At 44.2% G+C, this 22,868-nt stretch carries 34 protein-coding genes and 1 pseudogene; 12 read left to right on the forward strand and 23 right to left on the reverse strand.

All coding sequences use genetic code 11. The features are described from left to right. Position 1: 1 nt before the first annotated feature. Both CW749_RS06085 and CW749_RS06090 read right to left on the reverse strand, forming a co-directional pair. On the reverse strand, positions 2–889 hold the full coding sequence (locus tag CW749_RS06085) for a peptidoglycan-binding domain-containing protein (RefSeq protein WP_101111155.1): 888 nt from the start codon (positions 887–889) through the stop codon (positions 2–4). 159 nt (positions 890–1,048) lie between these two features. Further along, positions 1,049–2,173 (reverse strand): annotated as a pseudogene (locus tag CW749_RS06090) (IS4 family transposase). Positions 2,174–2,321: 148 nt separating this feature from the next. Between CW749_RS06090 and CW749_RS06100 the strand changes: the two are divergent. From CW749_RS06100 to CW749_RS06140, 9 genes are all read left to right on the forward strand, one after another. After that, a complete protein-coding gene (locus CW749_RS06100; protein ID WP_101111156.1) occupies positions 2,322–2,900 on the forward strand; it encodes a Crp/Fnr family transcriptional regulator in 579 nt (192 codons plus the stop codon). Between the two features lie 58 nt (positions 2,901–2,958). Beyond that, the gene (locus tag CW749_RS06105) at positions 2,959–3,429 is read left to right on the forward strand and encodes a GNAT family N-acetyltransferase (protein ID WP_101111157.1); all 471 of its coding nucleotides are present in this window, start codon (positions 2,959–2,961) and stop codon (positions 3,427–3,429) included. Further along, complete coding sequence (locus CW749_RS06110; RefSeq protein ID WP_101111262.1) at positions 3,426–4,274, forward strand: DMT family transporter; 849 nt, start codon at positions 3,426–3,428, stop codon at positions 4,272–4,274. Before CW749_RS06105 ends, CW749_RS06110 begins: the two co-directional genes overlap by 4 nt. A gap of 208 nt (positions 4,275–4,482) precedes the next feature. After that, positions 4,483–5,004 carry a VTT domain-containing protein gene (locus CW749_RS06115; RefSeq protein WP_237322349.1) on the forward strand — a complete coding sequence of 174 codons (522 nt, stop codon included), beginning with the start codon at positions 4,483–4,485 and terminating at the stop codon, positions 5,002–5,004. Then, complete coding sequence (locus tag CW749_RS06120; RefSeq protein ID WP_101111159.1) at positions 5,004–6,155, forward strand: D-alanine--D-alanine ligase; 1,152 nt, start codon at positions 5,004–5,006, stop codon at positions 6,153–6,155. The genes CW749_RS06115 and CW749_RS06120 overlap by 1 nt, the downstream gene beginning before the upstream one ends. Before the next feature lie 14 nt (positions 6,156–6,169). Further along, positions 6,170–6,718, forward strand: coding sequence for a hypothetical protein (locus CW749_RS06125; RefSeq protein WP_101111160.1), 549 nt, complete (start codon positions 6,170–6,172; stop codon positions 6,716–6,718). Further along, positions 6,718–7,470, forward strand: a complete 753-nt coding sequence (locus tag CW749_RS06130; protein ID WP_101111161.1) for an NRDE family protein — start codon at positions 6,718–6,720, stop codon at positions 7,468–7,470. The genes CW749_RS06125 and CW749_RS06130 overlap by 1 nt, the downstream gene beginning before the upstream one ends. Positions 7,471–7,483: 13 nt before the next feature. Beyond that, positions 7,484–7,936 carry a YHS domain-containing (seleno)protein gene (locus CW749_RS06135; protein WP_101111162.1) on the forward strand — a complete coding sequence of 151 codons (453 nt, stop codon included), beginning with the start codon at positions 7,484–7,486 and terminating at the stop codon, positions 7,934–7,936. Between the two features lie 9 nt (positions 7,937–7,945). Then, positions 7,946–9,694 carry a GNAT family N-acyltransferase gene (locus CW749_RS06140; RefSeq protein WP_101111163.1) on the forward strand — a complete coding sequence of 583 codons (1,749 nt, stop codon included), beginning with the start codon at positions 7,946–7,948 and terminating at the stop codon, positions 9,692–9,694. A 66-nt stretch (positions 9,695–9,760) separates the two neighbouring features. Here CW749_RS06140 and CW749_RS06145 read toward each other — a convergent pair whose 3' ends face one another. After that, positions 9,761–10,327: a LysM-like peptidoglycan-binding domain-containing protein gene (locus CW749_RS06145; protein WP_101111164.1), complete on the reverse strand. Its 567-nt coding sequence runs from the start codon at positions 10,325–10,327 to the stop codon at positions 9,761–9,763. Between the two features lie 173 nt (positions 10,328–10,500). On the opposite strand from CW749_RS06145, the gene CW749_RS06150 reads away from it, so the two are divergent. From CW749_RS06150 to CW749_RS06160, 3 genes are all read left to right on the forward strand, one after another. Continuing rightward, positions 10,501–11,121 (forward strand): FKBP-type peptidyl-prolyl cis-trans isomerase, encoded by a 621-nt coding sequence (locus CW749_RS06150; RefSeq protein WP_101111165.1) that lies wholly within the window; start codon positions 10,501–10,503, stop codon positions 11,119–11,121. Between the two features lie 220 nt (positions 11,122–11,341). After that, positions 11,342–11,836, forward strand: coding sequence for a DUF2780 domain-containing protein (locus CW749_RS06155; protein ID WP_101111166.1), 495 nt, complete (start codon positions 11,342–11,344; stop codon positions 11,834–11,836). 115 nt (positions 11,837–11,951) lie between these two features. Beyond that, a complete protein-coding gene (locus tag CW749_RS06160) occupies positions 11,952–13,220 on the forward strand; it encodes an O-acetylhomoserine aminocarboxypropyltransferase/cysteine synthase (protein WP_101111167.1) in 1,269 nt (422 codons plus the stop codon). 65 nt (positions 13,221–13,285) lie between these two features. Here CW749_RS06160 and rplQ read toward each other — a convergent pair whose 3' ends face one another. The 20 genes from rplQ to rplP form a co-directional block, all read right to left on the reverse strand. Continuing rightward, complete coding sequence (rplQ, locus tag CW749_RS06165) at positions 13,286–13,672, reverse strand: 50S ribosomal protein L17 (protein WP_101111168.1); 387 nt, start codon at positions 13,670–13,672, stop codon at positions 13,286–13,288. 26 nt (positions 13,673–13,698) lie between these two features. Beyond that, positions 13,699–14,691 carry a DNA-directed RNA polymerase subunit alpha gene (rpoA, locus tag CW749_RS06170; protein ID WP_101111169.1) on the reverse strand — a complete coding sequence of 331 codons (993 nt, stop codon included), beginning with the start codon at positions 14,689–14,691 and terminating at the stop codon, positions 13,699–13,701. A 24-nt stretch (positions 14,692–14,715) separates the two neighbouring features. After that, positions 14,716–15,336, reverse strand: a complete 621-nt coding sequence (gene rpsD / locus CW749_RS06175) for a 30S ribosomal protein S4 (protein ID WP_101111170.1) — start codon at positions 15,334–15,336, stop codon at positions 14,716–14,718. A 27-nt stretch (positions 15,337–15,363) separates the two neighbouring features. Further along, the gene (gene rpsK, locus CW749_RS06180) at positions 15,364–15,753 is read right to left on the reverse strand and encodes a 30S ribosomal protein S11 (RefSeq protein WP_101111171.1); all 390 of its coding nucleotides are present in this window, start codon (positions 15,751–15,753) and stop codon (positions 15,364–15,366) included. Positions 15,754–15,770: 17 nt separating this feature from the next. After that, positions 15,771–16,127, reverse strand: a complete 357-nt coding sequence (gene rpsM, locus CW749_RS06185) for a 30S ribosomal protein S13 (RefSeq protein ID WP_101111172.1) — start codon at positions 16,125–16,127, stop codon at positions 15,771–15,773. Positions 16,128–16,276: 149 nt separating this feature from the next. After that, entirely contained in the window at positions 16,277–16,390 is a 114-nt protein-coding gene (gene rpmJ, locus CW749_RS06190; protein ID WP_000868186.1) for a 50S ribosomal protein L36, read from the reverse strand. Positions 16,391–16,428: 38 nt separating this feature from the next. After that, a complete protein-coding gene (secY, locus tag CW749_RS06195) occupies positions 16,429–17,769 on the reverse strand; it encodes a preprotein translocase subunit SecY (protein WP_101111173.1) in 1,341 nt (446 codons plus the stop codon). 21 nt (positions 17,770–17,790) lie between these two features. Then, positions 17,791–18,225 (reverse strand): 50S ribosomal protein L15, encoded by a 435-nt coding sequence (gene rplO / locus CW749_RS06200; protein ID WP_101111174.1) that lies wholly within the window; start codon positions 18,223–18,225, stop codon positions 17,791–17,793. A gap of 5 nt (positions 18,226–18,230) precedes the next feature. Continuing rightward, a complete protein-coding gene (rpmD, locus tag CW749_RS06205) occupies positions 18,231–18,407 on the reverse strand; it encodes a 50S ribosomal protein L30 (RefSeq protein ID WP_101111175.1) in 177 nt (58 codons plus the stop codon). Between the two features lie 7 nt (positions 18,408–18,414). Beyond that, positions 18,415–18,915, reverse strand: a complete 501-nt coding sequence (gene rpsE / locus CW749_RS06210) for a 30S ribosomal protein S5 (RefSeq protein ID WP_101111176.1) — start codon at positions 18,913–18,915, stop codon at positions 18,415–18,417. A 14-nt stretch (positions 18,916–18,929) separates the two neighbouring features. Next, on the reverse strand, positions 18,930–19,283 hold the full coding sequence (gene rplR, locus CW749_RS06215; protein ID WP_101111177.1) for a 50S ribosomal protein L18: 354 nt from the start codon (positions 19,281–19,283) through the stop codon (positions 18,930–18,932). 9 nt (positions 19,284–19,292) lie between these two features. Next, a complete protein-coding gene (gene rplF, locus CW749_RS06220) occupies positions 19,293–19,826 on the reverse strand; it encodes a 50S ribosomal protein L6 (protein WP_101111178.1) in 534 nt (177 codons plus the stop codon). A 12-nt stretch (positions 19,827–19,838) separates the two neighbouring features. Then, positions 19,839–20,231, reverse strand: coding sequence for a 30S ribosomal protein S8 (rpsH, locus tag CW749_RS06225; protein ID WP_101111179.1), 393 nt, complete (start codon positions 20,229–20,231; stop codon positions 19,839–19,841). A 29-nt stretch (positions 20,232–20,260) separates the two neighbouring features. Next, positions 20,261–20,566, reverse strand: a complete 306-nt coding sequence (gene rpsN, locus CW749_RS06230) for a 30S ribosomal protein S14 (RefSeq protein ID WP_101111180.1) — start codon at positions 20,564–20,566, stop codon at positions 20,261–20,263. Between the two features lie 17 nt (positions 20,567–20,583). Next, positions 20,584–21,123, reverse strand: a complete 540-nt coding sequence (gene rplE / locus CW749_RS06235) for a 50S ribosomal protein L5 (RefSeq protein WP_101111181.1) — start codon at positions 21,121–21,123, stop codon at positions 20,584–20,586. A gap of 24 nt (positions 21,124–21,147) precedes the next feature. Next, positions 21,148–21,465: a 50S ribosomal protein L24 gene (rplX, locus tag CW749_RS06240; RefSeq protein ID WP_101111182.1), complete on the reverse strand. Its 318-nt coding sequence runs from the start codon at positions 21,463–21,465 to the stop codon at positions 21,148–21,150. 13 nt (positions 21,466–21,478) lie between these two features. Then, positions 21,479–21,850 (reverse strand): 50S ribosomal protein L14, encoded by a 372-nt coding sequence (gene rplN / locus CW749_RS06245; RefSeq protein ID WP_004398463.1) that lies wholly within the window; start codon positions 21,848–21,850, stop codon positions 21,479–21,481. Between the two features lie 159 nt (positions 21,851–22,009). Next, the gene (rpsQ, locus tag CW749_RS06250) at positions 22,010–22,264 is read right to left on the reverse strand and encodes a 30S ribosomal protein S17 (RefSeq protein WP_101111183.1); all 255 of its coding nucleotides are present in this window, start codon (positions 22,262–22,264) and stop codon (positions 22,010–22,012) included. Then, the gene (rpmC, locus tag CW749_RS06255; protein WP_004410456.1) at positions 22,264–22,455 is read right to left on the reverse strand and encodes a 50S ribosomal protein L29; all 192 of its coding nucleotides are present in this window, start codon (positions 22,453–22,455) and stop codon (positions 22,264–22,266) included. Before rpmC ends, rpsQ begins: the two co-directional genes overlap by 1 nt. Beyond that, positions 22,455–22,865 carry a 50S ribosomal protein L16 gene (gene rplP / locus CW749_RS06260; RefSeq protein ID WP_004398466.1) on the reverse strand — a complete coding sequence of 137 codons (411 nt, stop codon included), beginning with the start codon at positions 22,863–22,865 and terminating at the stop codon, positions 22,455–22,457. Before rplP ends, rpmC begins: the two co-directional genes overlap by 1 nt. Positions 22,866–22,868 lie beyond the last annotated feature (3 nt).

Here is a 22,868-nt window from a genome sequence, read left to right on the forward strand (position 1 = left end):
TTTAGATAACCTTAACTTTCATCTTTTTATTGGATCGAACTTCAATATGCCAACATTGATTGGAAATGTTCGTCTCATCAATATATTTTTCAATATACCCCTCTTCGACTAACTCATTGAGCCTTTTACCAAACTCCTTCTTATTAAAGGTTTCATTTTTAGCTCTTGTAGAACCGACACCAATGTCAATTACATTTAATTTCTTATACTCATCTTCACTGACAATATGCCTAGACATTCCATGCCCGGAAGCTTTCATTCGTTCTATTTCATTTGCCATCAAGTTTATAACATCCGTTCGGCTCTTATCTTTGTTTTCTTCGTAAACTTTTAAGACCTTATCACCTTTCCAGCTATATAATTTATACTGCTCTTTCAAATTATTTGTTGCCTGTCGATACATAATCGATGCTTGCTCCTGAGGAGTTCTTAATGTGCTCGTAATTACAGCATGCTTCATTCCGGATCGTGCCAAAGCTAACTTTATAATTGAAATTGCATTTACACTAACAATCCTCTTTGAATTAGGAATATTGTGTTTATAAGTAACCTTATATTCATTTAGCGAAAGTTTTGGTTCCGCTTTCAACATGCAATACTTATGTCTCGCCTTTATAGAACTTGACAACTTTGCTTGTTCCTTCTTATTAAAGAAAGCTAACAATGATGAAAATGTTCGACCTTTAGGGTCTACTCTTCCATCAGGTTTCCAACCTGGCATAATCTTGCGTTGAAATGCAACTATCTCTCGGATAGTATTTTTTCCTGCAATTCCGTCATCATCTAACTTTTTCTTTCCGAGAAAACTATTTAAAAGAACCTGAATAAGTTTTACATCATTTTCTTTATTAATTCCTTTCAACCCTACAGAAGCAGATATATTTAGCATCCCAACCCTTAAACCCCAAACAATAAAAATTGGGATAGATATGACCTTAAGTTCTTTTTAAAATCAATACTATAAAATAGATTCACCGAGGCAGCCCTCGGGTTAATGTAACCAGCACGAATATCAGTTACACTTCAGACAATGTCCTGAGGGATCCCCTCATAATTGTCCCAAAGCACAGCCATGTTGGAATAAGTTTTGAGCAAGCGTGGTCGCAGCTGCTAACAAGTCTTCCCTCATTATTGGATAGCCCGAATGCCGTAAGACTTCCATGCCTAAGCGAACTGTTGAGAGTACCTTTCGATTTCTGATGGTATTGGCTTGAAAGTGCTTATCCCAACCTTGCTTCTGTGCATGAACTCCAGCAAGCCAGAATGTAAGTTGAAGCATAAGAGCTATCAATAACATGATATCAAAACGCTCAGGGTGGCTAGTTCGGCTATGGCGGAGTCCTAACCCGTAAGCTGGGCTTTTCAAGTCTCGGAATGTTTCTTTGATCTGCATGCGTTTGGAATAGATTCTGACAAGTTGTTTTGGCGTTCGAGTACCTGTCGGTAAATTCGTTGCCAGTACCCATGGTTCTTTTGCTGAAGCAGAATAAATTTTAGGTGATGGGTGGTGACAATTGGTACGTGTAGAGCGCTGATTTTTCCTACCTTTCGGGCGAGATTTATACAGTGCAATTTGGCACGTGATGACATTACTTTTAGTCAGTCTCTTATAACCTAAAGTCTTTGCTCGGCTTAACCAGTACCAACCATGTTTCTCCACTGATTGATACCACGGTACTTTAAAGCCAGCATCACTGACGATGAGTGGTCTTGTATTCGTGGGTAAAATACTTGCAAGATCGGCTAGGAATTGGTCATGTGCAGACTTTGAACATTGCTCAGAAAGAGGAAATGCTTGCTCATAAAGTGTAACAGAACGACCTTGTAGTGCGACTGAAGCACGTAACACCATCAGACGTTTTTGCTCACGAATGTCTGACCAATCAACAAGAACAATAGGCATCGAATTGCCAGCACAAATGAAGTTGGCATGCCAACGATACACGGCGAGTCGTTCTTTATGCAGGTGGCGATTACCTAACAATCGATCCATCCGCTTGATGCTATGTTTTGTTCTTGCTTGCGTTGGTCAGTTACGACCAAGGTCGGTAAGCGTGAGCGTTTTACAGTTGAGTAAAGCATGGCAGGCTAGCGTTAAACTATGAAGTCGTTTTAAGTGCAGTTCAGGGCAGAATTGGTAGAGAGAGTCGTGTAAAATATTGAGTTCGCACATCTTGTCGTCTGGTCAGTTGATTTTTCGCAGAACCATTTGATCAAATGACAAGATGTGTATCCACCTTAAATTGATGATTTTTATATTAATCATCAGGGGATTCCTCAGGACAATGTCAGTCTCAGCCAATACGGATAGATATTACTAAATGGAAGAATTATTCAAACAGAATCTCGAACAATTCAATCTTTCAAATGATGAAATTGAATCCATTTTTTCTAATGCCAACCTACTTGAATTCCCTACTCGACACATTTTGACACACCAAGGGGAATCCCCTTATCATGCGTTCTTTTTGTTAGAAGGCTTGTGTCACGCATGTTATCTGACTAGTGATGGAAAGCAGTACAGCAAAGAGTTCTACTGGGAAGTGGATTGGCTAATCAGTTTTGAAAGCTTAGTAAAAAATGGACCTTCTCCGTATTTATTGGAATCTCTTACGCCAGTCAAATTGCTGTCGTTTCCAATTGAGTTAATTGAGCAATGGCGGGCTGAATCACATCCGCTTTATATCAAATTGCTGGAGACTCAGTTGATGTACAAAGAAGGTAAGGAACGCTTTATGTTGCTCCACTCTCCAGAAGAGCGTTACAGCCTATTTTGCGAAACTTACCCAGATTTGGTTTCAAGAATCACGGATTACCAAATCGCTGCATACCTTGGTATTACTCATATCAGCCTAAGCCGCATTAAAAAGCGCTTGAAAGAGAAAGTTAACAAAAGTTAATGAGTGCTTACCCCTCTTTGTCATACATTGGTCGATTCTAGATATACAGAGGTTTACTATGATCAATTGGCAACTCCTTTCTTTTACCCAACTTTCCACTATGCAGCTCTACCAAATGATCAAATTACGGGTGGATGTATTTGTTGTGGAGCAAGACTGCCCTTATCCTGAATTGGATGACAAAGACCATGCAGAAGGCGCTTTTCATCTATTGGGATATGATGGAGAAGAGCTGGTCGCCTGTGCCAGATTGCTTGCTGAAGGTATTAGCTATCCAAATGCTGCAAGTATCGGTCGAGTGGCGACCAAAGAAAGTGCGCGAGGCACCGGACTCGGGCATGAATTGATGCAGCAAGCCCTTACGAACTTAGAATCTGTGTGGGGTAATATTCCCGTTCAAATAAGCGCTCAAGAACACCTTAGCCAGTACTACGGAAAACATGGCTTTGTGCAGTGCACAGAAATGTACCTAGAAGATGGTATTCCCCATATTGGCATGGTCAGGGAAGCGAAAGAAAGGTGCCTATAAACCCAATCAACCTTGCACTTTTATTCTTGATTGCGGGCAACTTAATGGCGTCTGTATCGGATGTTGCTGTTAAGGTTCTGGGAGACGGTGCGAATGTTTTCCAATACATATTCATTCGCCAATTGGTTTCCGCTTTGATTGTTTTACCACTATGGATTCGGCTTCAACCAACCGAACGTAGATTAAAAGGCTTGCCTATCAACCTCCTACGGTCACATTTAGTGCTTATTGGCAGTGGTTGTATGGTGATAGCAATTACTCACTTACCGTTAGCAACGGCTAATGCAGTATTCTATGCCGCTCCGCTATTAATGCTTCCTCTTTCGGCTTGGTTACTCAAAGAAAAACCTCAAACGACTAAAATTATCGCCACATTCATTGGCTTTGCTGGTGTGCTACTGGTGCTTCGCCCTTCACAATTTCATTGGGCAGCCATTTTTGCTTTAGGCACGGCCGTAACGTTAGCGTTATTTAATGTATTGGTTCGCAAGCTTCCAGGCAATCAACCTGTCGCGGCCACTTTATTTTGGACCTCCATTTTCTCACTGCCAATCTCAGGTGCGTTAGCTTGGGCAAACTGGCAACCCATTTCTTTCGAGTCCTTATTGTGGATCGTTTTCAGTGCATGTTGCATTCTTGCCTACAATGGCTTTGCCGTTGCTGCCTACAAAAAAGCTGAAACATCGCAAATTGCCCTAGCGGAATATTCTGGATTGTTATTCGTTACGTTATTTGGCGTGTTGTGGTTTAACGAAATTCCAGACTGGCTCACTGCGGTCGGTATCTTACTGATTGTTTTGCCTATGATGCCTATTAAAGCCACCAAAAAGCGTCAATCTCCTTAATAACGTCTAAACTTTTTATGAAATGGTGAATACTTCAGCACTTTTCTCCGGTCTTTGTTGAAGTTATCACGCTATTCCTGAAATTTTCCACGCTCCGTGGTCACTCCAAGAATGGCTTCACGTAATTCATACAAAGGTGCAGTTAGACGTGGCTGAATATGCGCAACAGTTTAATCTTTGGGCGTCACAACAAACACTCTTAAGCTTAATGCTAGGGGTGATTTTGGTTTCCTATCTGCTAGAAGATTTAGCCATTCTTGGTGCGGCTGGACTTGCAACTCAAGGAGCCATGCCGACATCTATGGCTCTGATTGCTATCTTCATCGGTATCGCAACGGGTGATTTAGGGCTCTATTACTTAGGAAAATGGGCTCACCAATCTCGTGGGTTACGTTATCGCCTACTTTCTCACAAATCGATGCGCTGGGTTCGTCACAAACTGCACAACCGCCCTATTTTCAATCTATTCATTATTCGCTTTATCCCTGGTCTTCGGACATTGGGCTATTCCTTAAGTGGCTTTTTTCAACTGCCTCTCGCTTCTTTTATGTCTGCCGTACTGTTTGCGACAGCATTGTGGACGGCACTGATATTTGGCTGCACTTTCTGGCTGGGTCAACAGGCATGGATTCAAGCCAGCTCACATCAATGGTTACTGATACCAGTGCTGTTTATCACTTTGGTAATGGGTAACCGACTTATGAAATCTCGCTTTTCAAGGAGAGTATAATGACAAGTTCGCCGTTGGCACTAGACAGCCAGTTTGAAGCGATCGACGTTGAAACTGGCATCAACAAAGGGATGCCAAAGTTTGTACAGGATCAGCAAGGTAGTATTTCACCTTACGAATTTTTACCTGCTTGGGTGTTCTATACCCCAGTAGTGCTCCAAAGCTTTGCTCTTGCTCTGCGCTATGGTGATGTTCGCTTGCCACTAGTCGCTAATCCGAGCATTAAACTCAGCGGTATGGTGGGTGAATCCAAACACGATATCCTTTCTTTGGCTGGCAGCTATGCTCGCCAATGGGTTTCTCCCTTTATCACGGTATTCCAAACCGGTGAAGACGTAGCGGAGCAGTCGTCCAAGGCTTATCAGCAAATGCAAGATAGTGGATTGGATTTCCCTATCGTTGCAAAACCTGATCTCGGTTGCCGTGGTGCTGGCGTAAAGCTTTTACATAACATGGATCAACTGACGCAATACTTCGAAAGTTTCCCCAAGGATTCTCGATTCCTATTGCAAGAAAAAGCCCCTTACCCAGCTGAAGCGGGTGTGTTCTACGTTCGCTACCCCGGAGAAAAGAAAGGGAAAGTCATCTCTCTAACGTTGAAATACGCCCCATTTGTTGAAGGTGATGGGCAATCAACACTTAAAGAATTGATTGAGGCAGACCCTAGAGCAGGTCAACTGACGCATTTGTATTTCCCTCGCCACCAATCAAAGCTCAATCAAATATTACAGAAAGGAGAATCCTTTCAGTTGGCATTTGCTGGTAGCCATAGCCGAGGCAGCATATTTAGAAATGGAAATGCCTATATTTCCGAGAAGCTAACCGAGCAACTGGACCGCATATTCGATGATGTTGAAGGTTTTTGCTACGGGCGTCTGGATATTAAATTTCAGGATATTTATGAGCTCATGGACGGGAAGAACTTTACCATTTTGGAAATCAATGGAGCGAGCTCAGAAGCCGCACACATCTGGGATCGAAAAACCCCATTACGAGAAATTTTTTCCACCCTTTTATTCCAATATCGCACATTGTTTGCGATTGGCGCATTGCAGAAAAAAGCTGGGCATAAGCCACCATCGATAAGCCAGTTACTGGCAGCGTGGCGCGAAGAAAAACAGCTTATCAATGCGTATCCGCAAACCGATTAGAACAAGGACAACTTATGCAAATTGCGCCTATTTCGCTTACTGCTTCATTGCAAAATTTATCTTCCACCGTATTGGGGACCATTGAAACGATTGATCAAGGCATCGATTTACTGATGCAGATTAATTCGGATGATTATCAACTCGCAACACCACCATTAGTGACAAGCTCGATGGGTGAACATTGCCGTCATGTATTAGATATTTTTCATGCGCTTTCAGATTACGAAAATGGCGTAGATTACAACCTTCGCAGACGCGGACACGATGTGGAAAAAACGCGAGAGCTTGCCATTGTTGAATTCCAAGCCATAAAGCATTGGCTCAGCAAGCTAACACCTGAAGAATTGAAACGCTCGATATCCGTTAAAACAGAAGTTGCCTTATCAGAAACACTGAGCGCTGAACTCACTTCCCAGCTGGAGCGAGAAATCGCGTTTGCGGCAGCTCATACAACGCATCATTACGCGCTAATGAAAGTGCTGGCTCTCCAATTGGGTTATCAGACTGATAAAGAATTGGGATTCGCACCCGCTACCGCGACATACTTAAGGGAGCAAGACTAATGTGCACCGTATCTTGGCTGTTAAAGGATGATGGCTACCAGGTCTTTTTTAACCGAGACGAGCAAAAAAGCCGAGCTCAAGCTGTACCGCCCACGCCTTTTTGCCACCAAGGTGTCGAATACCTTATGCCGGTTGACCCTGATGGTGGTGGCAGCTGGATTGCAACGAACGAACATGGTCAGTCAATCTGTTTATTAAATTACTACCAAGGAAACGTTCCGAAGGGTGTATTAACAAGTCGAGGTTTGCTGGTTAAATCTTTAGCGGCTTTTCAAAACTATGCTCAAGTAGATGAATACTTGCAGTCGATTGATTTGAAATCTTTCGCACCTTTTTCATTACTGATTTTTGAACCCGATTTAACGCGTCATCACTCAACAGTAAAAGGGGTTTGTTGGACAGGGCAATCTTTGGTTTATATACGGCCTAACCCTCCATTAATCTCGTCTTCTGTCGATTACCAAAAAGCGTTTGAACTGAGAAGTGAATGTTACCAAGCGTATACATCCACTCACGCCAACGTCGATCAATTGCTGGAATTTCACGCTTCTCATATTCCAAGCAAGGGACACTTATCTACGTGTATGCATCGCAAAGACGCCCATACCGTCAGCTTCACGCATATTTTAGTGACGAGTTCGGAAAGAGGTATGAGCTATCACCCTGGCTCACCTTGCTGTGGTATTACGGAATCGTATCTCACTCAAAATAGAATCTCTTTAATCCCTTCATCCAATGTAAAAATTGCATAACGAGGAACCCATTATGAAACGCATGATCACCGTATTTTGTACGCTAGTATTAGGGATGTTCTCCGCCATGACCTATGCGGCAGACCCTATCTATACTGGCTTTTTTAGTAGCAAAGCGATTTCTGGTTATGACGCAGTCAGCTATTTCGAAGCCAGCGAACCACAAAAAGGCAGTAGCGACCATACCATCGAATATCAAGGCGCTGAATGGTATTTCACATCCAAAGAGAATCTCGATAAGTTCATTCAAAACCCCGAGAAATACGCACCTCAATATGGTGGATATTGTGCGTGGGCAGTCGGGGCTAAAAACGATACAGCGCCGGGCGATCCCCTTCAGTGGAACATTGTTGATGGCAAGCTGTACCTAAACTACGACGCGGACATTAAGTCTCGTTGGGAAAAAGACATCCCTGGTTTTATTAGTAGCGGCGACAAAAATTGGCCAGAGCTAGTCAGTAAGTAGGAGAAATCTATGCAAGTTACCTCTTCTCCGTTTCAGCTTCCCGCTGTCACACCGTTTCGAATAGTAGAGCGGGTTGCAGAACGAGTCACAGGGCTGCGTTATTTGGATTCCTTATACCAAAAGCGTCCAATGGATCTCGATTGTTTTGAGTTTATGGATTACACACTTCAAGCTCTTAATATCGACTATAACGTCCAACAAGGCTCATTAAATAGCATTCCAGAAGAAGGTCCCGTTGTCATTGTTGCCAACCATCCACTTGGGGCGATTGAAGGGGTGATATTGGCCGCTTTAGTTCGCCACCGAAGACCCGATGTAAAAGTGATGGCGAATGAATTGCTCAAACAACTTCCTGAGCTGTCTGATTTGTTCATTGGTGTGGATGTTTTTGAATCTAAAAATGCAATAAAAACAAACTTAACAGCGATGCGCAGTGCACACCAACATCTGGCTAATGGTGGAGCGCTGATCATTTTCCCAGCGGGTGAAGTGTCTACTTATCAAGATGCACAGCTACAAGACAAAACTTGGAGCCGTTCTGTTGCCAAGCTGGTTAAAAAAAGTGAGGCAACGTGTGTACCTATCTATATCGAAGGGAAAAACAGTTCGTTGTTTTATCTAGCGGGTAAAATACACCCACTTCTAAGAACCGCAATGTTAGGTAGAGAAATGATCGGGAAGCGATCGTCTCAAATACAGCTGTCCATCGGCGAACCCATTCTTTACTCAGAAATGAAATCTCTGAATTCGGAGCAAGATTTAGTTCACTACCTCAGGCTAAACACCTATTTACTTCGCAAGCAGTCCGGACAATCAAAGAGTGTACAACTGGCTTCATTCTCCACACCAGTTATGGATGCAATAGATAGTGAAAGGCTACAAGATGAAGTGAATGCGCTTCCAAGTGAATGCTTACTTCTCTCTCAAGGCGATTTTTCGGTTTATTGCGCGAGAAAAACACAGATCCCAAACCTGATTCAAGAGATTGGCAGAGTAAGAGAAGCGAATTTCCGAGATGTAGGTGAAGGCACTGGTAAGGCGTTAGATCTAGACCATTATGATGAGTATTACGATCATCTCTTTATTTGGCACAGTAAAGACAAACAGTTAGTCGGAAGCTATCGGTTGGGTAAAGTTGATGAAATCTTGCAGCAACATGGACTGAAAGGTCTGTACTCTCGTAGTTTGTTTAACTACAGCCAATCGTTTGTCGAAAGTCTCGACCATTCCATTGAGCTTGGTCGCTCTGTCGTCAATAAGCCTTATCAGAGAAACCTGCAATCTCTTTTGATGCTTTGGAAAGGTATTGCGAGCTATGTTTATCGTAATCCGAAGTACACGCATTTATACGGTCCCGTTAGCATAAGTAATGACTATAGCCAAATTGCACGTCAACTGATGGCAAGTTGCCTTTCCATTCATCACTACGATGAACATAAAGCCAACTTGGTCTCCCCATCGGTACCACTTAAAAAAGATGAATCGGTTTTTTGGCGTAATGACATGCTCAGTGCGTTAGGCAGCGTCCAGCTACTGTCCAAAGTGCTTGCTCGCATGGAAGAAGGCAAAGGGTTACCGGTACTTTTAAGGCAATACCTGGGCTTAAATGGTCAGTTAGTCTGTTTCAATGTCGACCCAGAATTTAACGACGCATTAGATGGGTTAATCGTAGTGGATTTACGTAATGTACCCGAAAGGACATTGGGGAAATACATGGGAAAAGAAGAAGCCAAAACTTATCTGGGTCATCACCCATAAGCACTTGAACTTATAAAGAAAAGAAAGCGACTTCCGCGATTGACTGAAGTCGCTTTACACCGTTCATTATTTACTTCGACCAAACCCGCCATCTGAGAGTCTAAAAAACATCACTGATACCGATTTTTGCTCAAGCTGTAATATGTCCAGCTTTCCATCATCATCCAATTTAAATCGAATTAGCTGCCCTTCTCTTATCTTACTGAGTGGCTTGTCGATTCCCTCAATCTTAACCAGTGCGTTGAGATCGGTCATAGGTAGCTCGTTAGAACGAAAAACCTGAGCAAGTGTATCTCCAGACTTAACAATATATTCCTTCCAAGCTTCCGTACGAGGAGCCTGTTGACTACTGGATGAAGATTGCTCGCTCAAACCTGTCGTTGTGATATACAAAGGTTTACGCACACTTTCTGGTTCTTTTTCATCCGGCACAGATTCACTAGGAGCTGGCAAAAGAAAAAGAATGACAACCGCAACAGATAGCCCAATAACGCCCCTTTGATGGAGCTTGGGCATACTTGCCCAATGATGTTTTATCTTGGAGCCTATTGCTCGTGCATCAACACCTTCGAACTTACTTTTTAGTTGATCGAATAATTTTGGCTGGCGAGTTCTAGCCACTCTCCGATTCATAATGCATATACCTTAGCGAACTGTCTTTCTATTATCTACGAACACGGTTCCTTAACAAAACGGACCGTTACACAAGTTAACAGTAACTTGACATATATTGGCATTTGCCGTTTCTTCACGCTAGTAGAACTGCTATCCTTTTGCTGCACAAATTCACACAATAGAGAGACAAGATGTCTGAAATCAAATTAGAAACCGTAGAGCAGAAAGCAAGCTACGGAATTGGTCTGCAAATGGGTCAACAATTGGCTGGTAGCGGTCTTGAAGGTTTGAATGTAGACGCGATCGCAAAAGGCATCGCTACTGCATTGACTGGCGGCATGCCTGAGATTGAAGTTGATGATATCAACAACGCACTTCAAGAGCTTCACACTCGTGCAGAATCTGCTCGCGCAGAAGTAGCAAAAGTAGCAGCAGCAGACGGTGAAGCGTTCCTGAAAGACAACGCTCTACGCTCTGAAGTAACCGTTCTTGAATCTGGTCTACAGTACGAAGTGATCACTGAAGGTACTGGCGAAATACCAAGTTCAGACAAATCTGTTCGTGTTCACTACCACGGCGAATTGACTGACGGTACTGTATTCGACAGCTCTGTTTCTCGCGGTCAACCTGCTGAGTTCCCTGTAACTGGCGTAATCAAAGGTTGGGTTGAAGCACTTCAATTGATGCCTGTTGGTTCTAAGTGGAAACTATACATTCCTCAAGATCTTGCATATGGCGAGCGCGGTGCTGGTGCATCTATCCCTCCTTATGCAGCTCTAGTATTCGAAGTAGAACTATTGGCTATCCTGTAATTTTACGTCGTCTCAAAAATGAAGCGGTGCTCAGCACCGCTTTTTTTACGTCTTAAAGTAAACTGCTCATTCCCGTTTTGTATTCTCGGCACGACTCTCCACTCAAAACGGAAAATCCGACTAGGATTAAGACACTCTAACCGCATCAAGAAGCTCCATTCAAAGTATCTTGAAATTTTAAAATGGTTTGAGTTTTAGTGCCTTTATATAGGAATGAGTTATGAAAATTAAAACAACGATTATCACATTATCTGCGCTGCTGCTTGTCTCTCCAAGCTACGCATTCTTCGGCTTTGGTTCTTCTGAGGAAAAACCCTCAGTAGACCTTAACTCACTTGCTAACGATGCTTTCTCAAGCCAAGTCGACACTCAAGCTGATTCAGATTTAGTAAAAATGCTAAGCTCGCAACTGGATGTTTCACCTACTCAGGCAACAGGCGGCGCTGGCGCGCTCTTAGCACTCGCTTCCAATTCTTTAGGAGCTTCGCAAACGACAGAACTTACTTCTGCGATTCCGGGTCTGAGTTCGTTAACTGGTTCAATACCAGGGCTATCAGGACTCGCGAGTAACTTTGGTGCCGTATCGGATATTTTTAGTAAACTAGGTCTGGACCCATCAATGGTGACACAGTTTGCCCCCATCATTCTGAAATACTTAGGTACACAGAATGCATCTTCAGGTCTTCTGGATTCGCTTGGGAAAATTTGGCAATAGAGCGTTAACGACCAGTAACACTCCAATCAATAATTGGGTGGTTTTTGACCACCCTCTCTTTAACAAACTGAAAAGTATGCCACTCTGAATTTTTAATCATGGAAGAGTAGGTATTATGAAAGACGAAACACTGTCAATTCATCACGGCTATCAAACCGATCCCACAACTAAAGCTGTTGCTACCCCGATATATCAAACCGTTGCTTATGAATTCGACAACGCTCAGCATGGCGCTGATCTCTTCAATTTAGAAGTCCCCGGAAATATCTATACTCGCATAATGAACCCTACTAATGACGTGCTAGAGCAAAGAATGGCTGCGTTAGAAGATGGGATTGCTGGGTTAGTTGTGAGTGCTGGTAGTGCCGCAATTAATTACGCGGTCCTAACGCTAGCTCAGAGTGGAGACAACATTGTCTCGACGCCTCAGCTCTATGGCGGTACCTACACTTTATTTGCGCATATGCTGCCACAACAAGGCATTGAGGTTAAGTTCGCAAAGGATGATAAACCTGAAAGTTTAGCTGAGTTAATCGATGAAAATACCAAAGCGGTTTATTGTGAGTCTATAGGCAATCCAGCAGGTAACATCGTCGACATTGAGAGCATTTCAACCTTAGCGCACGCGAAAGGCGTTCCCGTCATTGTTGATAATACGGTCGCAACACCTGTCCTTTGTAAACCTATTCAATTTGGTGCGGACATTGTCGTTCACTCCCTTACGAAATACGTAGGAGGTCACGGCACCACTCTTGGGGGAGTTATTGTTGATTCAGGAAAATTCCCATGGGCAAAGTATAAGGATCGATTCCCTGTATTCAATCAGCCTGAACCTTCCTACCATGGTGTTGTATACACAGAAGCCTTCGGTGAAGCAGCCTTTATAGGAAGAGCAAGAACAGTCCCACTGCGTAATACGGGGGCTGCTTTATCACCTATGAATGCATTCATGCTAATGCAAGGATTGGAAACCCTTTCCCTTAGAATGGAAAGACATTGCGATAACGCATTAAAGGTAGCCAAATATCTAGAACAGCATGAGAAAGTCAGTTGGGTTAGCTATGCGGGATTGGAGAGCTCTGATCATTACGGTCTGGCTCAAAAATACATGGGCGGTAAACCCTCTGCTATTTTGTCATTTGGTTTGAAAGATGGCTACGATGCCGGTGTGCGTTTTTACGATGCACTTAATCTTTTCAAGAGACTCGTAAATATCGGCGATGCCAAATCGCTTGCGTGTCATCCTGCTTCAACAACTCACAGGCAGATGAGTGTCGAAGAACAAGCAAACGCAGGTGTTGTACCTGAAATGATTCGCTTATCGGTTGGTATTGAACATATAGATGACATCATCGCAGACTTAGAACAAGCCTTAAAAGCTTAATCCCTAATTGGCAGGTACAAAAAAGCCGAGCATTACGCTCGGCTTTTAAGTTCTACACGAACTGATTACTCAGCAGCTGCTTCTTCAGCAACTTCTGGGCGATCAACAAGCTCAATGTAAGCCATTGGAGCTTTGTCACCAGTACGGAAACCGGCTTTTAGGATACGAGTGTAACCGCCCTGACGAGCAGCGAAACGTGGACCTAGTTCGTTAAATAGTTTTGCCACAACTTCGTTATCACGAGTGCGAGCAAATGCCAGACGACGGTTAGCAACGCTGTCAGTCTTAGCTAGTGTAATCAAAGGCTCAACGACGCGACGCAGCTCTTTTGCTTTTGGCAAAGTAGTCTTGATAACTTCATGACGTACTAGAGAGCTAGCCATGTTGCTGAACATCGCCTTGCGATGACTGCTGTTGCGGTTGAGTTGACGACCACTCTTACGATGGCGCATGACCTAATCCTTCTAACTATTATCGATTAATCTTCAGCGATCGACGCTGGTGGCCAGTTTTCTAGGCGCATGCCTAGAGACAGTCCACGTGAAGCAAGCACGTCTTTAATCTCAGTAAGAGACTTCTTACCAAGGTTAGGCGTTTTAAGTAGCTCAACCTCAGTACGCTGTACAAGATCACCGATGTAGTGAATCGCTTCTGCTTTCAAACAGTTAGCAGAGCGAACTGTTAGTTCAAGATCGTCTACAGGACGCAGTAGGATCGGATCGAACTCCGGCTTCTCTTCCTTCTCTTCAGGGACACGAATGTCACGAAGATCTACGAAGGCATCAAGTTGCTCAGCAAGGATTGTTGCAGAACGACGAATTGCTTCTTCTGGATCAAGAGTACCGTTCGTTTCCATATCGATAACAAGCTTATCCAAGTCAGTACGCTGCTCAACACGTGCCGCTTCTACAGTGTAGGCAATTTTGTCTACAGGACTGTAAGTAGCGTCAACAAGCAAACGACCGATTGGACGCTCATCTTCTTCAGTATGGATTCGAGACGATGCTGGAACATAACCACGACCACGTTCTACTTTAATACGCATAGCGATTTCAGCATTATCATCAGTTAGATGACAAATAACGTGCTCTGGGTTAGCGATCTCTACATCACCATCATGGGTGATGTCACCTGCAACAACAGGGCCCGAGCCTGATTTGTTCAGTGTAATAAACACTTCATCTTTGCCCTCTGCCACTTTAACAGCAAGACCTTTCAGGTTAAGAAGGATCTCAAGGATATCTTCTTGTACACCTTCTTTGGTGCTGTACTCGTGAAGAACGCCTTCAATCTCAACCTCGGTTACTGCGCAACCAGGCATAGAAGATAGAAGAATGCGACGAAGCGCATTACCTAGAGTATGACCAAAGCCACGCTCTAATGGCTCAAGAGTTACTTTTGCGTGTGTCGTGCTAACTTGTTCAATGTCAACAAGACGTGGCTTAAGAAATTCTGTTACAGAACCCTGCATTGTGTCCTCTCTTTAATTTAAACCTTACTTAGAGTAAAGCTCGACGATCAGGTGTTCGTTGATGTCAGCTGACAGATCTGAACGCTCAGGCAAACGCTTGAACGTACCTTCCATCTTGCCACCATCTACTTCAATCCAAGTTGGTTTTTCGCGTTGTTCAGCAACTTCAATAGCTGCCTTAATGCGAGATTGCTGTTTAGCTTTCTCACGAATAGATACAACGTCGTTAGCCGCAACTTTGAATGAAGGAACGTTTACAACTTTACCGTTTACTAGGATAGCTTTGTGGCTAACTAGCTGACGTGCTTCTGCGCGAGTTGCACCAAAGCCCATGCGGTAAACTACGTTATCAAGACGACCTTCAAGAAGCTGAAGTAGGTTTTCACCCGTGTTGCCTTTAAGGCGTGCAGCTTCTTTGTAGTAGTTACGGAATTGTTTTTCTAGAACGCCGTACATACGACGAACTTTTTGCTTCTCACGAAGCTGAACGCCATATTCAGATAGACGACCGCGACGAGCGCCGTGTACACCTGGTGCGTTATCGATTTTACACTTGGTATCAATCGCACGAACACCAGACTTAAGGAATAAGTCAGTGCCTTCGCGACGGCTAAGCTTCAGCTTAGGACCCAAATATCTTGCCATGATTCTTCTCCAACTTTCCTAGAAACGTTATACGCGACGTTTCTTAGGTGGACGACAACCGTTATGAGGGATCGGAGTCGCATCAACAATGTTTGTGATACGGAAACCCGCAGCGTTTAGAGCGCGGATAGTAGACTCACGACCAGGACCTGGGCCCTTGACCATAACTTCTAGGTTCTTTAAGCCATATTCTTTGGCCATTTCACCACAACGCTCAGCAGCAACCTGTGCAGCGAACGGTGTAGATTTACGAGAACCGCGGAAACCAGAACCGCCAGCTGTTGCCCATGCAAGAGCATTACCTTGACGGTCAGTGATGGTTACGATTGTGTTATTGAAAGAAGCATGGATGTGCGCTACGCCATCTGCTACTTGCTTGCGTACGCGCTTACGAGCGCGAGTTGGTTGTTTTGCCATTGTACTCTACCTTCCGATTATTTTTTGATCGGCTTGCGCGGACCCTTACGGGTGCGAGCGTTGGTTTTAGTACGCTGTCCACGTAGTGGTAGACTGCGACGATGACGAAGACCACGGTAACAACCAAGGTCCATAAGACGCTTGATGTTCATGGAAACTTCACGACGTAGATCACCTTCTACAGTGTACTTAGCTACACCATCACGCAGTTGATCAATCTGCTCTTCAGTTAGTTCACTGATCTTCACATTTTCAGCAATACTCACGTCAGCTAGAATAGCTTGAGCGCGAGTTTTACCGATGCCGTAAATTGCAGTTAATGCAATCACAGCATGCTTCTGATCAGGAATGTTAATGCCTGCTATACGGGCCACTATTCACTCCTAGTACTTATATAAGAAATTATCCGCAGCAAAGCCCGTAGAGGATACGCTGCGGGATACTACTTCTTTTGCACGCAAAAGGTAGGCCGAGGAATATACTCGACACTACCTTATATTTCAAGTAAAAATTTCTGCTTAAATTAGCCTTGGCGCTGCTTGTGCTTTGGCTCACTGCAAATCACGCGAACGACACCGTTACGCTTGATTACTTTACAGTTACGGCAGATTTTTTTAACGGAAGCACGAACTTTCATTGCTAAACTCCGTAATGAAATCTGAAACTACTGTCGAATTAACGACCGTAGCCTTTCAGATTCGCTTTTTTCAACACAGAATCATACTGTTGTGACATCAGATGAGTCTGTACCTGTGCCATAAAGTCCATGATAACAACAACTACGATAAGTAGTGATGTACCGCCAAAATAGAAACGTACGTTCCAAGCGATCATCATGAACTCGGGAATCAGACAGATAAAGGTAATGTATAGCGCACCTGCAAGGGTTAATCGCGTCATTACTTTATCAATGTACTTAGCTGTCTGCTCACCTGGGCGGATACCGGGTACGAACGCTCCAGACTTCTTCAAATTATCTGCTGTTTCACGCGGGTTGAAAACCAACGCTGTATAAAAGAAACAGAAGAAAATAATCGCTGCTGCATAAAGCATTACATACAGAGGCTGTCCAGGGCTAAGGGCCAAAGACACATCAGTTAACCAACTGAATGCGCTGTCCTCACCACCTGAGTTACCAAACCACTGCGCTAATGTTCCTGGGAACAAAATAATACTAGACGCAAAAATCGCTGGTATCACACCTGCCATATTAATTTTAAGAGGCAAGTGTGTGCTTTGCGCTGCAAAAACTTTACGACCTTGCTGACGTTTCGCATAGTTAACGACGATTCGACGTTGACCACGCTCCATGAAAACAACGAAATAAATCACTGCAAACGCTAAAACAGCAATTAGCAACAGAAGAAGTACGTTCAGTTCACCTTGACGCGCTTGCTCTATTGTTTGACCGATTGCCGATGGCAATCCAGCGACGATACCTGCAAAGATAATCAATGAGATACCGTTACCAATTCCTCGCTCAGTAATCTGTTCACCTAACCACATTAAGAACATGGTGCCGGTTACTAGACTGATGGTTGCAATAACAGTAAACATGGTTTGATCGATAACGACCAATTGACCTGTGACCATGCTTGGCAAAGCAGTTGCAATACCAATAGCTTGGAATGTAGCAAGTACAAGCGTGCCGTAACGCGTATATTGGCTTATCTTACGACGGCCGGCTTCACCCTCTTTCTTGAGTTCAGCTAACGCAGGATGAACTACAGTTAGCAGTTGGACAACAATCGATGCCGAAATATACGGCATGATGCCCAACGCTAATATAGAAGCACGCTCAAGTGCACCACCGGAGAACATGTTAAACATTTCTACGATGGTACCCTTTTGCTGTTCGAACAAATCGGCAAGTACAGCTGCGTCAATACCAGGGATCGGCACAAAAGAGCCCGCTCTGAATACTAAAAGTGCACCTAATACGAATAATAAGCGCGACTTTAGTTCAGCTAAGCCGCTTTGAGCACTACGAAAATCTTGTCCTGGTTTTTTAGCCATCTGTACCTCGTCCCTCGAGTATTAATCCTCGATTTTACCGCCTGCAGCTTCGATTGCAGCTTTAGCACCTTTAGTTACGCGTAGACCTTTAACAGTCACAGCTTTGCTGATTTCACCAGAAAGAACAACTTTAACAAATTCGATGTTCTTAGTGATTACGTTAGCAGCTTTCAAGCTGTTTAGATCAACTACGTCACCATCTACCTTCGCTAGTTCACCTAGACGAACTTCAGAAGTCACTAGGCTCTTACGAGAAGTGAAACCGAATTTTGGTAGACGCTGTTTCAAAGGCATTTGACCGCCTTCAAAACCTGGACGAACACTGCCGCCAGAACGTGATTTTTGACCTTTATGACCACGGCCACCTGTTTTACCAAGGCCTGAACCGATACCGCGACCTAAACGCTTCTTAGAAGGTTTAGAACCTGCAGCCGGTGATAGAGTATTCAAACGCATTCTGATTACTCCTCAACTTTAACCATGTAGTAAACCTTGTTGATCATTCCGCGCACGCACGGAGTATCTTCAAGTTCTACAGTGTGGTTGATACGACGAAGACCTAGACCACGCAAAGACGCTTTGTGCTTTGGTAGACGGCCAATTGAGCTTTTAGTTTGAGTTACTTTAATAGTTGCCATGGTGTTCTTACTCCGAAATAGATTCAACAGTTAGACCACGCTTAGCAGCAACCATCTCAGGAGACTTCATGCCACTCAGACCATCGATCGTCGCGCGAACGATGTTGATAGGGTTCGTAGAACCGTATGCTTTAGCAAGTACGTTATGAACACCTACAACTTCAAGTACTGCACGCATCGCACCACCTGCGATGATACCAGTACCTTCTGCAGCTGGCTGCATGTAAACTTTTGAGCCAGTGTGACGACCTTTCACCGCGTGGTGAAGAGTTCCGTCATTAAGCGCTACAGTAACCATGTTACGGCGCGCTTTTTCCATTGCTTTTTGAATCGCTGCTGGTACTTCACGAGCTTTGCCGTAACCGAAACCAACGCGACCATTACCGTCACCAACAACAGTTAGTGCAGTAAAACTAAAGATTCGACCACCTTTAACCGTTTTAGAAACACGGTTAACAGCAATTAGCTTTTCGTGCAAATCTGTAGCTTGTTGTTGTTCTTTAGCCATCTTCCAACCCTACCTTAGAATTTCAGACCAGCTTCGCGAGCAGAATCTGCTAGCGCCGCTACTCGACCGTGGTATTGGAAACCAGAACGATCGAAAGCAACATCAGAGATGCCTTTTTCGATAGCGCGCTCAGCAATAGCTTTACCTACAGCTTTAGCAGCGTCAACGTTACCAGTATTCTTAACTTGCTCACGGATCGCCTTTTCTACAGTAGAAGCGGCAGCGATAACCTCAGAGCCGTTTGATGCGATAACCTGTGCATACACGTGACGAGGAGTGCGGTGTACAACTAGGCGAGTCGCGCGAAGTTCTGCAATCTTACGACGTGCACGTGTAGCACGACGGATGCGAGATGCTTTCTTATCCATAGTGTTACCTTACTTCTTCTTAGCTTCTTTAGTACGCACATTTTCATCTGCGTAACGAACACCTTTACCTTTATAAGGCTCAGGCTCACGGTAAGAACGAATGTCAGCCGCAACTTGACCAACTAACTGCTTATCAGCACCAGTTAGGACAATTTCAGTTTGGCTTGGACATTCGGCTTTAATACCCGCTGGCACTTCGTGCTCAACTGGGTGAGAGAAGCCTAGAGTCAAGCTTACTGCGTTGCCTTTAACAGCAGCACGGTAACCAACACCCTTTAGAGTTAGCTTCTTAGTAAAGCCTTCAGTAACACCAACAACCATGTTGTTTGCAAGTGCACGAGCTGTACCAGCTTGTGCCCATGCGTTAGCTGCACCTTCGCGTGGACCGAAAGTTAGCTTGCTTTCTTCTTGAGAAAGCACAACAGCGTCGTTGAATACACGAGACAATTCGCCTTTAGGACCCTTAACGCTAAGTTCTTGGCCGTTTAGTTTCACCTCTACGCCAGCTGGAATAGCGACAGGTGCTTTAGCAACACGAGACATAGTCTACTCCTATTAAGCTACGTAGCAGATGATTTCACCACCAAGACCTGCTTTACGAGCAGCACGGTCAGACATCAGACCCTTGGAAGTGGACACTACAGCAACACCCAAACCGCCCATCACAGTAGGTAGCGAGTCTTTGTTTTTGTAGACACGCAGACCTGGACGTGAAACACGTTGGATTTGCTCGATTACTGGTTTAGCTTGGAAGTACTTAAGAGTTACTTCTAGCTCTGGTTTCGCTTCGCCGCTTACAGCGAAGTCTGCGATGTAACCTTCAGCTTTTAGTAGTGCAGCAATTGCAACTTTAAGCTTTGAAGAAGGCATTTTTACAGCAACTTTATTTGCTGCCTGACCGTTACGAACGCGGGTCAGCATATCCGAAATCGGATCTTGCATGCTCATAGATTTTACTCCAAATGATTAAGTGGCAATTACCAGCTAGCCTTACGAAGACCCGGAATCTCGCCTTTCATGCAAGCTTCACGAACCTTAATGCGGCTTAGACCGAATTTACGTAGGTAACCGTGTGGACGACCAGTTTGGTTGCAACGGTTGCGCTGACGTGATGCACTTGAATCACGTGGAAGAGATTGCAGTTTAAGAACCGCATTCCAACGATCTTCTTCAGATGCGTTAACATCGCTAATGATAGCTTTAAGCGCTGAACGCTTCTCAGCGAACTTAGCTACTAGCTTCGCGCGTTTAGTTTCGCGCGCTTTCATTGATTGTTTAGCCATAACAGTAACCCTTCACCTTACTTACGGAATGGGAAGTTAAAGGCAGCCAGCAGAGCACGGCCTTCCTCATCGGAGCTTGCAGACGTCGTGATAGTAATATCAAGACCGCGTACACGATCGACTTTATCGTAGTCGATTTCCGGGAAGATGATTTGCTCGCGAACGCCCATGCTGTAGTTACCACGACCGTCAAAAGACTTCGCGCTAACACCACGGAAATCACGTACACGTGGAAGTGCAATCGAGATTAAACGCTCGAAGAAATCCCACATACGTTCGCCACGTAAGGTTACTTTACAACCAATTGGGTAGCCTTCACGAATTTTGAAACCTGCAACAGATTTACGCGCTTTAGTGATAAGAGGCTTTTGACCAGAGATCGTTGCCATATCAGCTGCTGCGTTTTCTAGCAGTTTCTTATCGTTGATTGCTTCACCAACGCCCATGTTTAGGGTGATTTTTTCAATCCTAGGGACTTGCATGACGCTTGAGTAGCTGAACTCTTTGGTAAGCTCAGCAACTACAGACGACTTGTAGTAATCATGCAGTTTCGCCATAGTAGAACTCCAAATTACTTTCTATTAGTTAGAAACAGTTTCACCGTTTGATTTGAAGAAACGCACTTTTTTGCCTTCTTCAAAACGGAAACCGATACGGTCCGCTTTACCAGTAGCCGCATTGAAAACTGCAACGTTGGAAGCATCAATTGCTGCTTCTTGTTCAACGATGCCACCTTGTTGACCTAGAGCCGGTACAGGCTTTTGGTGCTTCTTAACAAGGTTGATACCTTCAACGATAACTTTACCAGTTTCAAGAACCTTAGTTACTTTACCGCGCTTGCCTTTATCTTTACCAGCAAGAACGATTACTTCGTCGTTACGACGGATTTTAGCTGCCATTTTGTGCCGCTCCTTACAGAACTTCTGGAGCCAGTGAAACAATCTTCATGAATTTCGCATTACGAAGTTCACGAGTCACTGGACCAAAGATACGTGTGCCGACTGGTTGCTCAGTAGTGTCATTCAACAATACACAAGCATTACGGTCGAAGCGAATGACAGAACCGTCTGGGCGACGTACGCCTTTTCGAGTGCGCACTACCACCGCTTTCAGAACATCACCTTTTTTAACTTTACCGCGAGGAATTGCTTCCTTAACAGTAACTTTGATGATATCTCCGATATGTGCATAACGGCGGTGAGAGCCACCCAGAACCTTAATACACATTACTCTACGAGCGCCGGAGTTATCCGCAGCGTCGAGTGTACTTTGCATTTGGATCATTTTAGTGCTCCGCTAAATATTAAAACTAGACCCTTCACGGGTCGGGCTGCCTCTTTATAAGGGCTGCGAATTGTACCACCCTTTTATGTACTTGGGTAGCCAAAAAATAAGCGGCTCCAAAAATAATTGGAGCCGCTTTTTCATCGTATCAAAACGAAATTAAAACTTCGCTTTTTCTACAACTTTTACCAAAGTCCAAGATTTCTTCTTAGACAGTGGACGGCACTCTTGAATCTCAACAGTATCGCCTAGGCCACACTCGTTGTTTTCGTCGTGCGCGTGCAGTTTAGTCGTGCGCTTTACGAACTTGCCGTAAATTGGGTGTTTCACCATGCGCTCGATAGCAACAACGATAGACTTATCCATCTTGTCGCTTACTACACGACCTTGTTGAGTACGAATTTTGTCGCTCATTATGCGCCTGCCTTCTCAGTCAAAACAGTTTTCACACGTGCGATATCACGGCGCACAGCTTTCAGAGTATGAGTTTGCTGTAGCTGACCAGTTGCAGCTTGCATGCGCAAGTTGAACTGTTCGCGTAGCAAATTCAATAGCTCAGCGTTAAGCTCTTCAACGCTTTTTTCGCGTAGATCTTGTGCTTTCATCACATCACCTGCTTAGTTACAAATGTAGTTTTTACAGGCAGTTTACGCGCCGCAAGGCGGAACGCTTCACGTGCCAACTCTTCAGGTACGCCATTCATTTCGTACATTACCTTTCCAGGTTGGATTTGGGCTACCCAGTACTCAACGTTACCTTTACCCTTACCCTGACGAACTTCAAGCGGTTTTTCTGTGATAGGTTTGTCTGGAAAAATACGAATCCAGATTTGACCTTGACGTTTAATGTGACGTGTCATAGCACGACGAGCCGCTTCAATCTGACGAGCAGTGATACGACCACGGCCTACAGCTTTAAGACCGAATTCGCCGAAGCTTACTTCAGTACCTTTAGCTAGACCACGGTTGCGACCAGTCTGAACCTTACGGAACTTAGTACGTTTAGGTTGTAGCATCAG

It is taken from the genome of Vibrio sp. vnigr-6D03 (genome assembly GCF_002835515.1).
Taxonomy (GTDB): domain Bacteria; phylum Pseudomonadota; class Gammaproteobacteria; order Enterobacterales; family Vibrionaceae; genus Vibrio; species Vibrio penaeicida.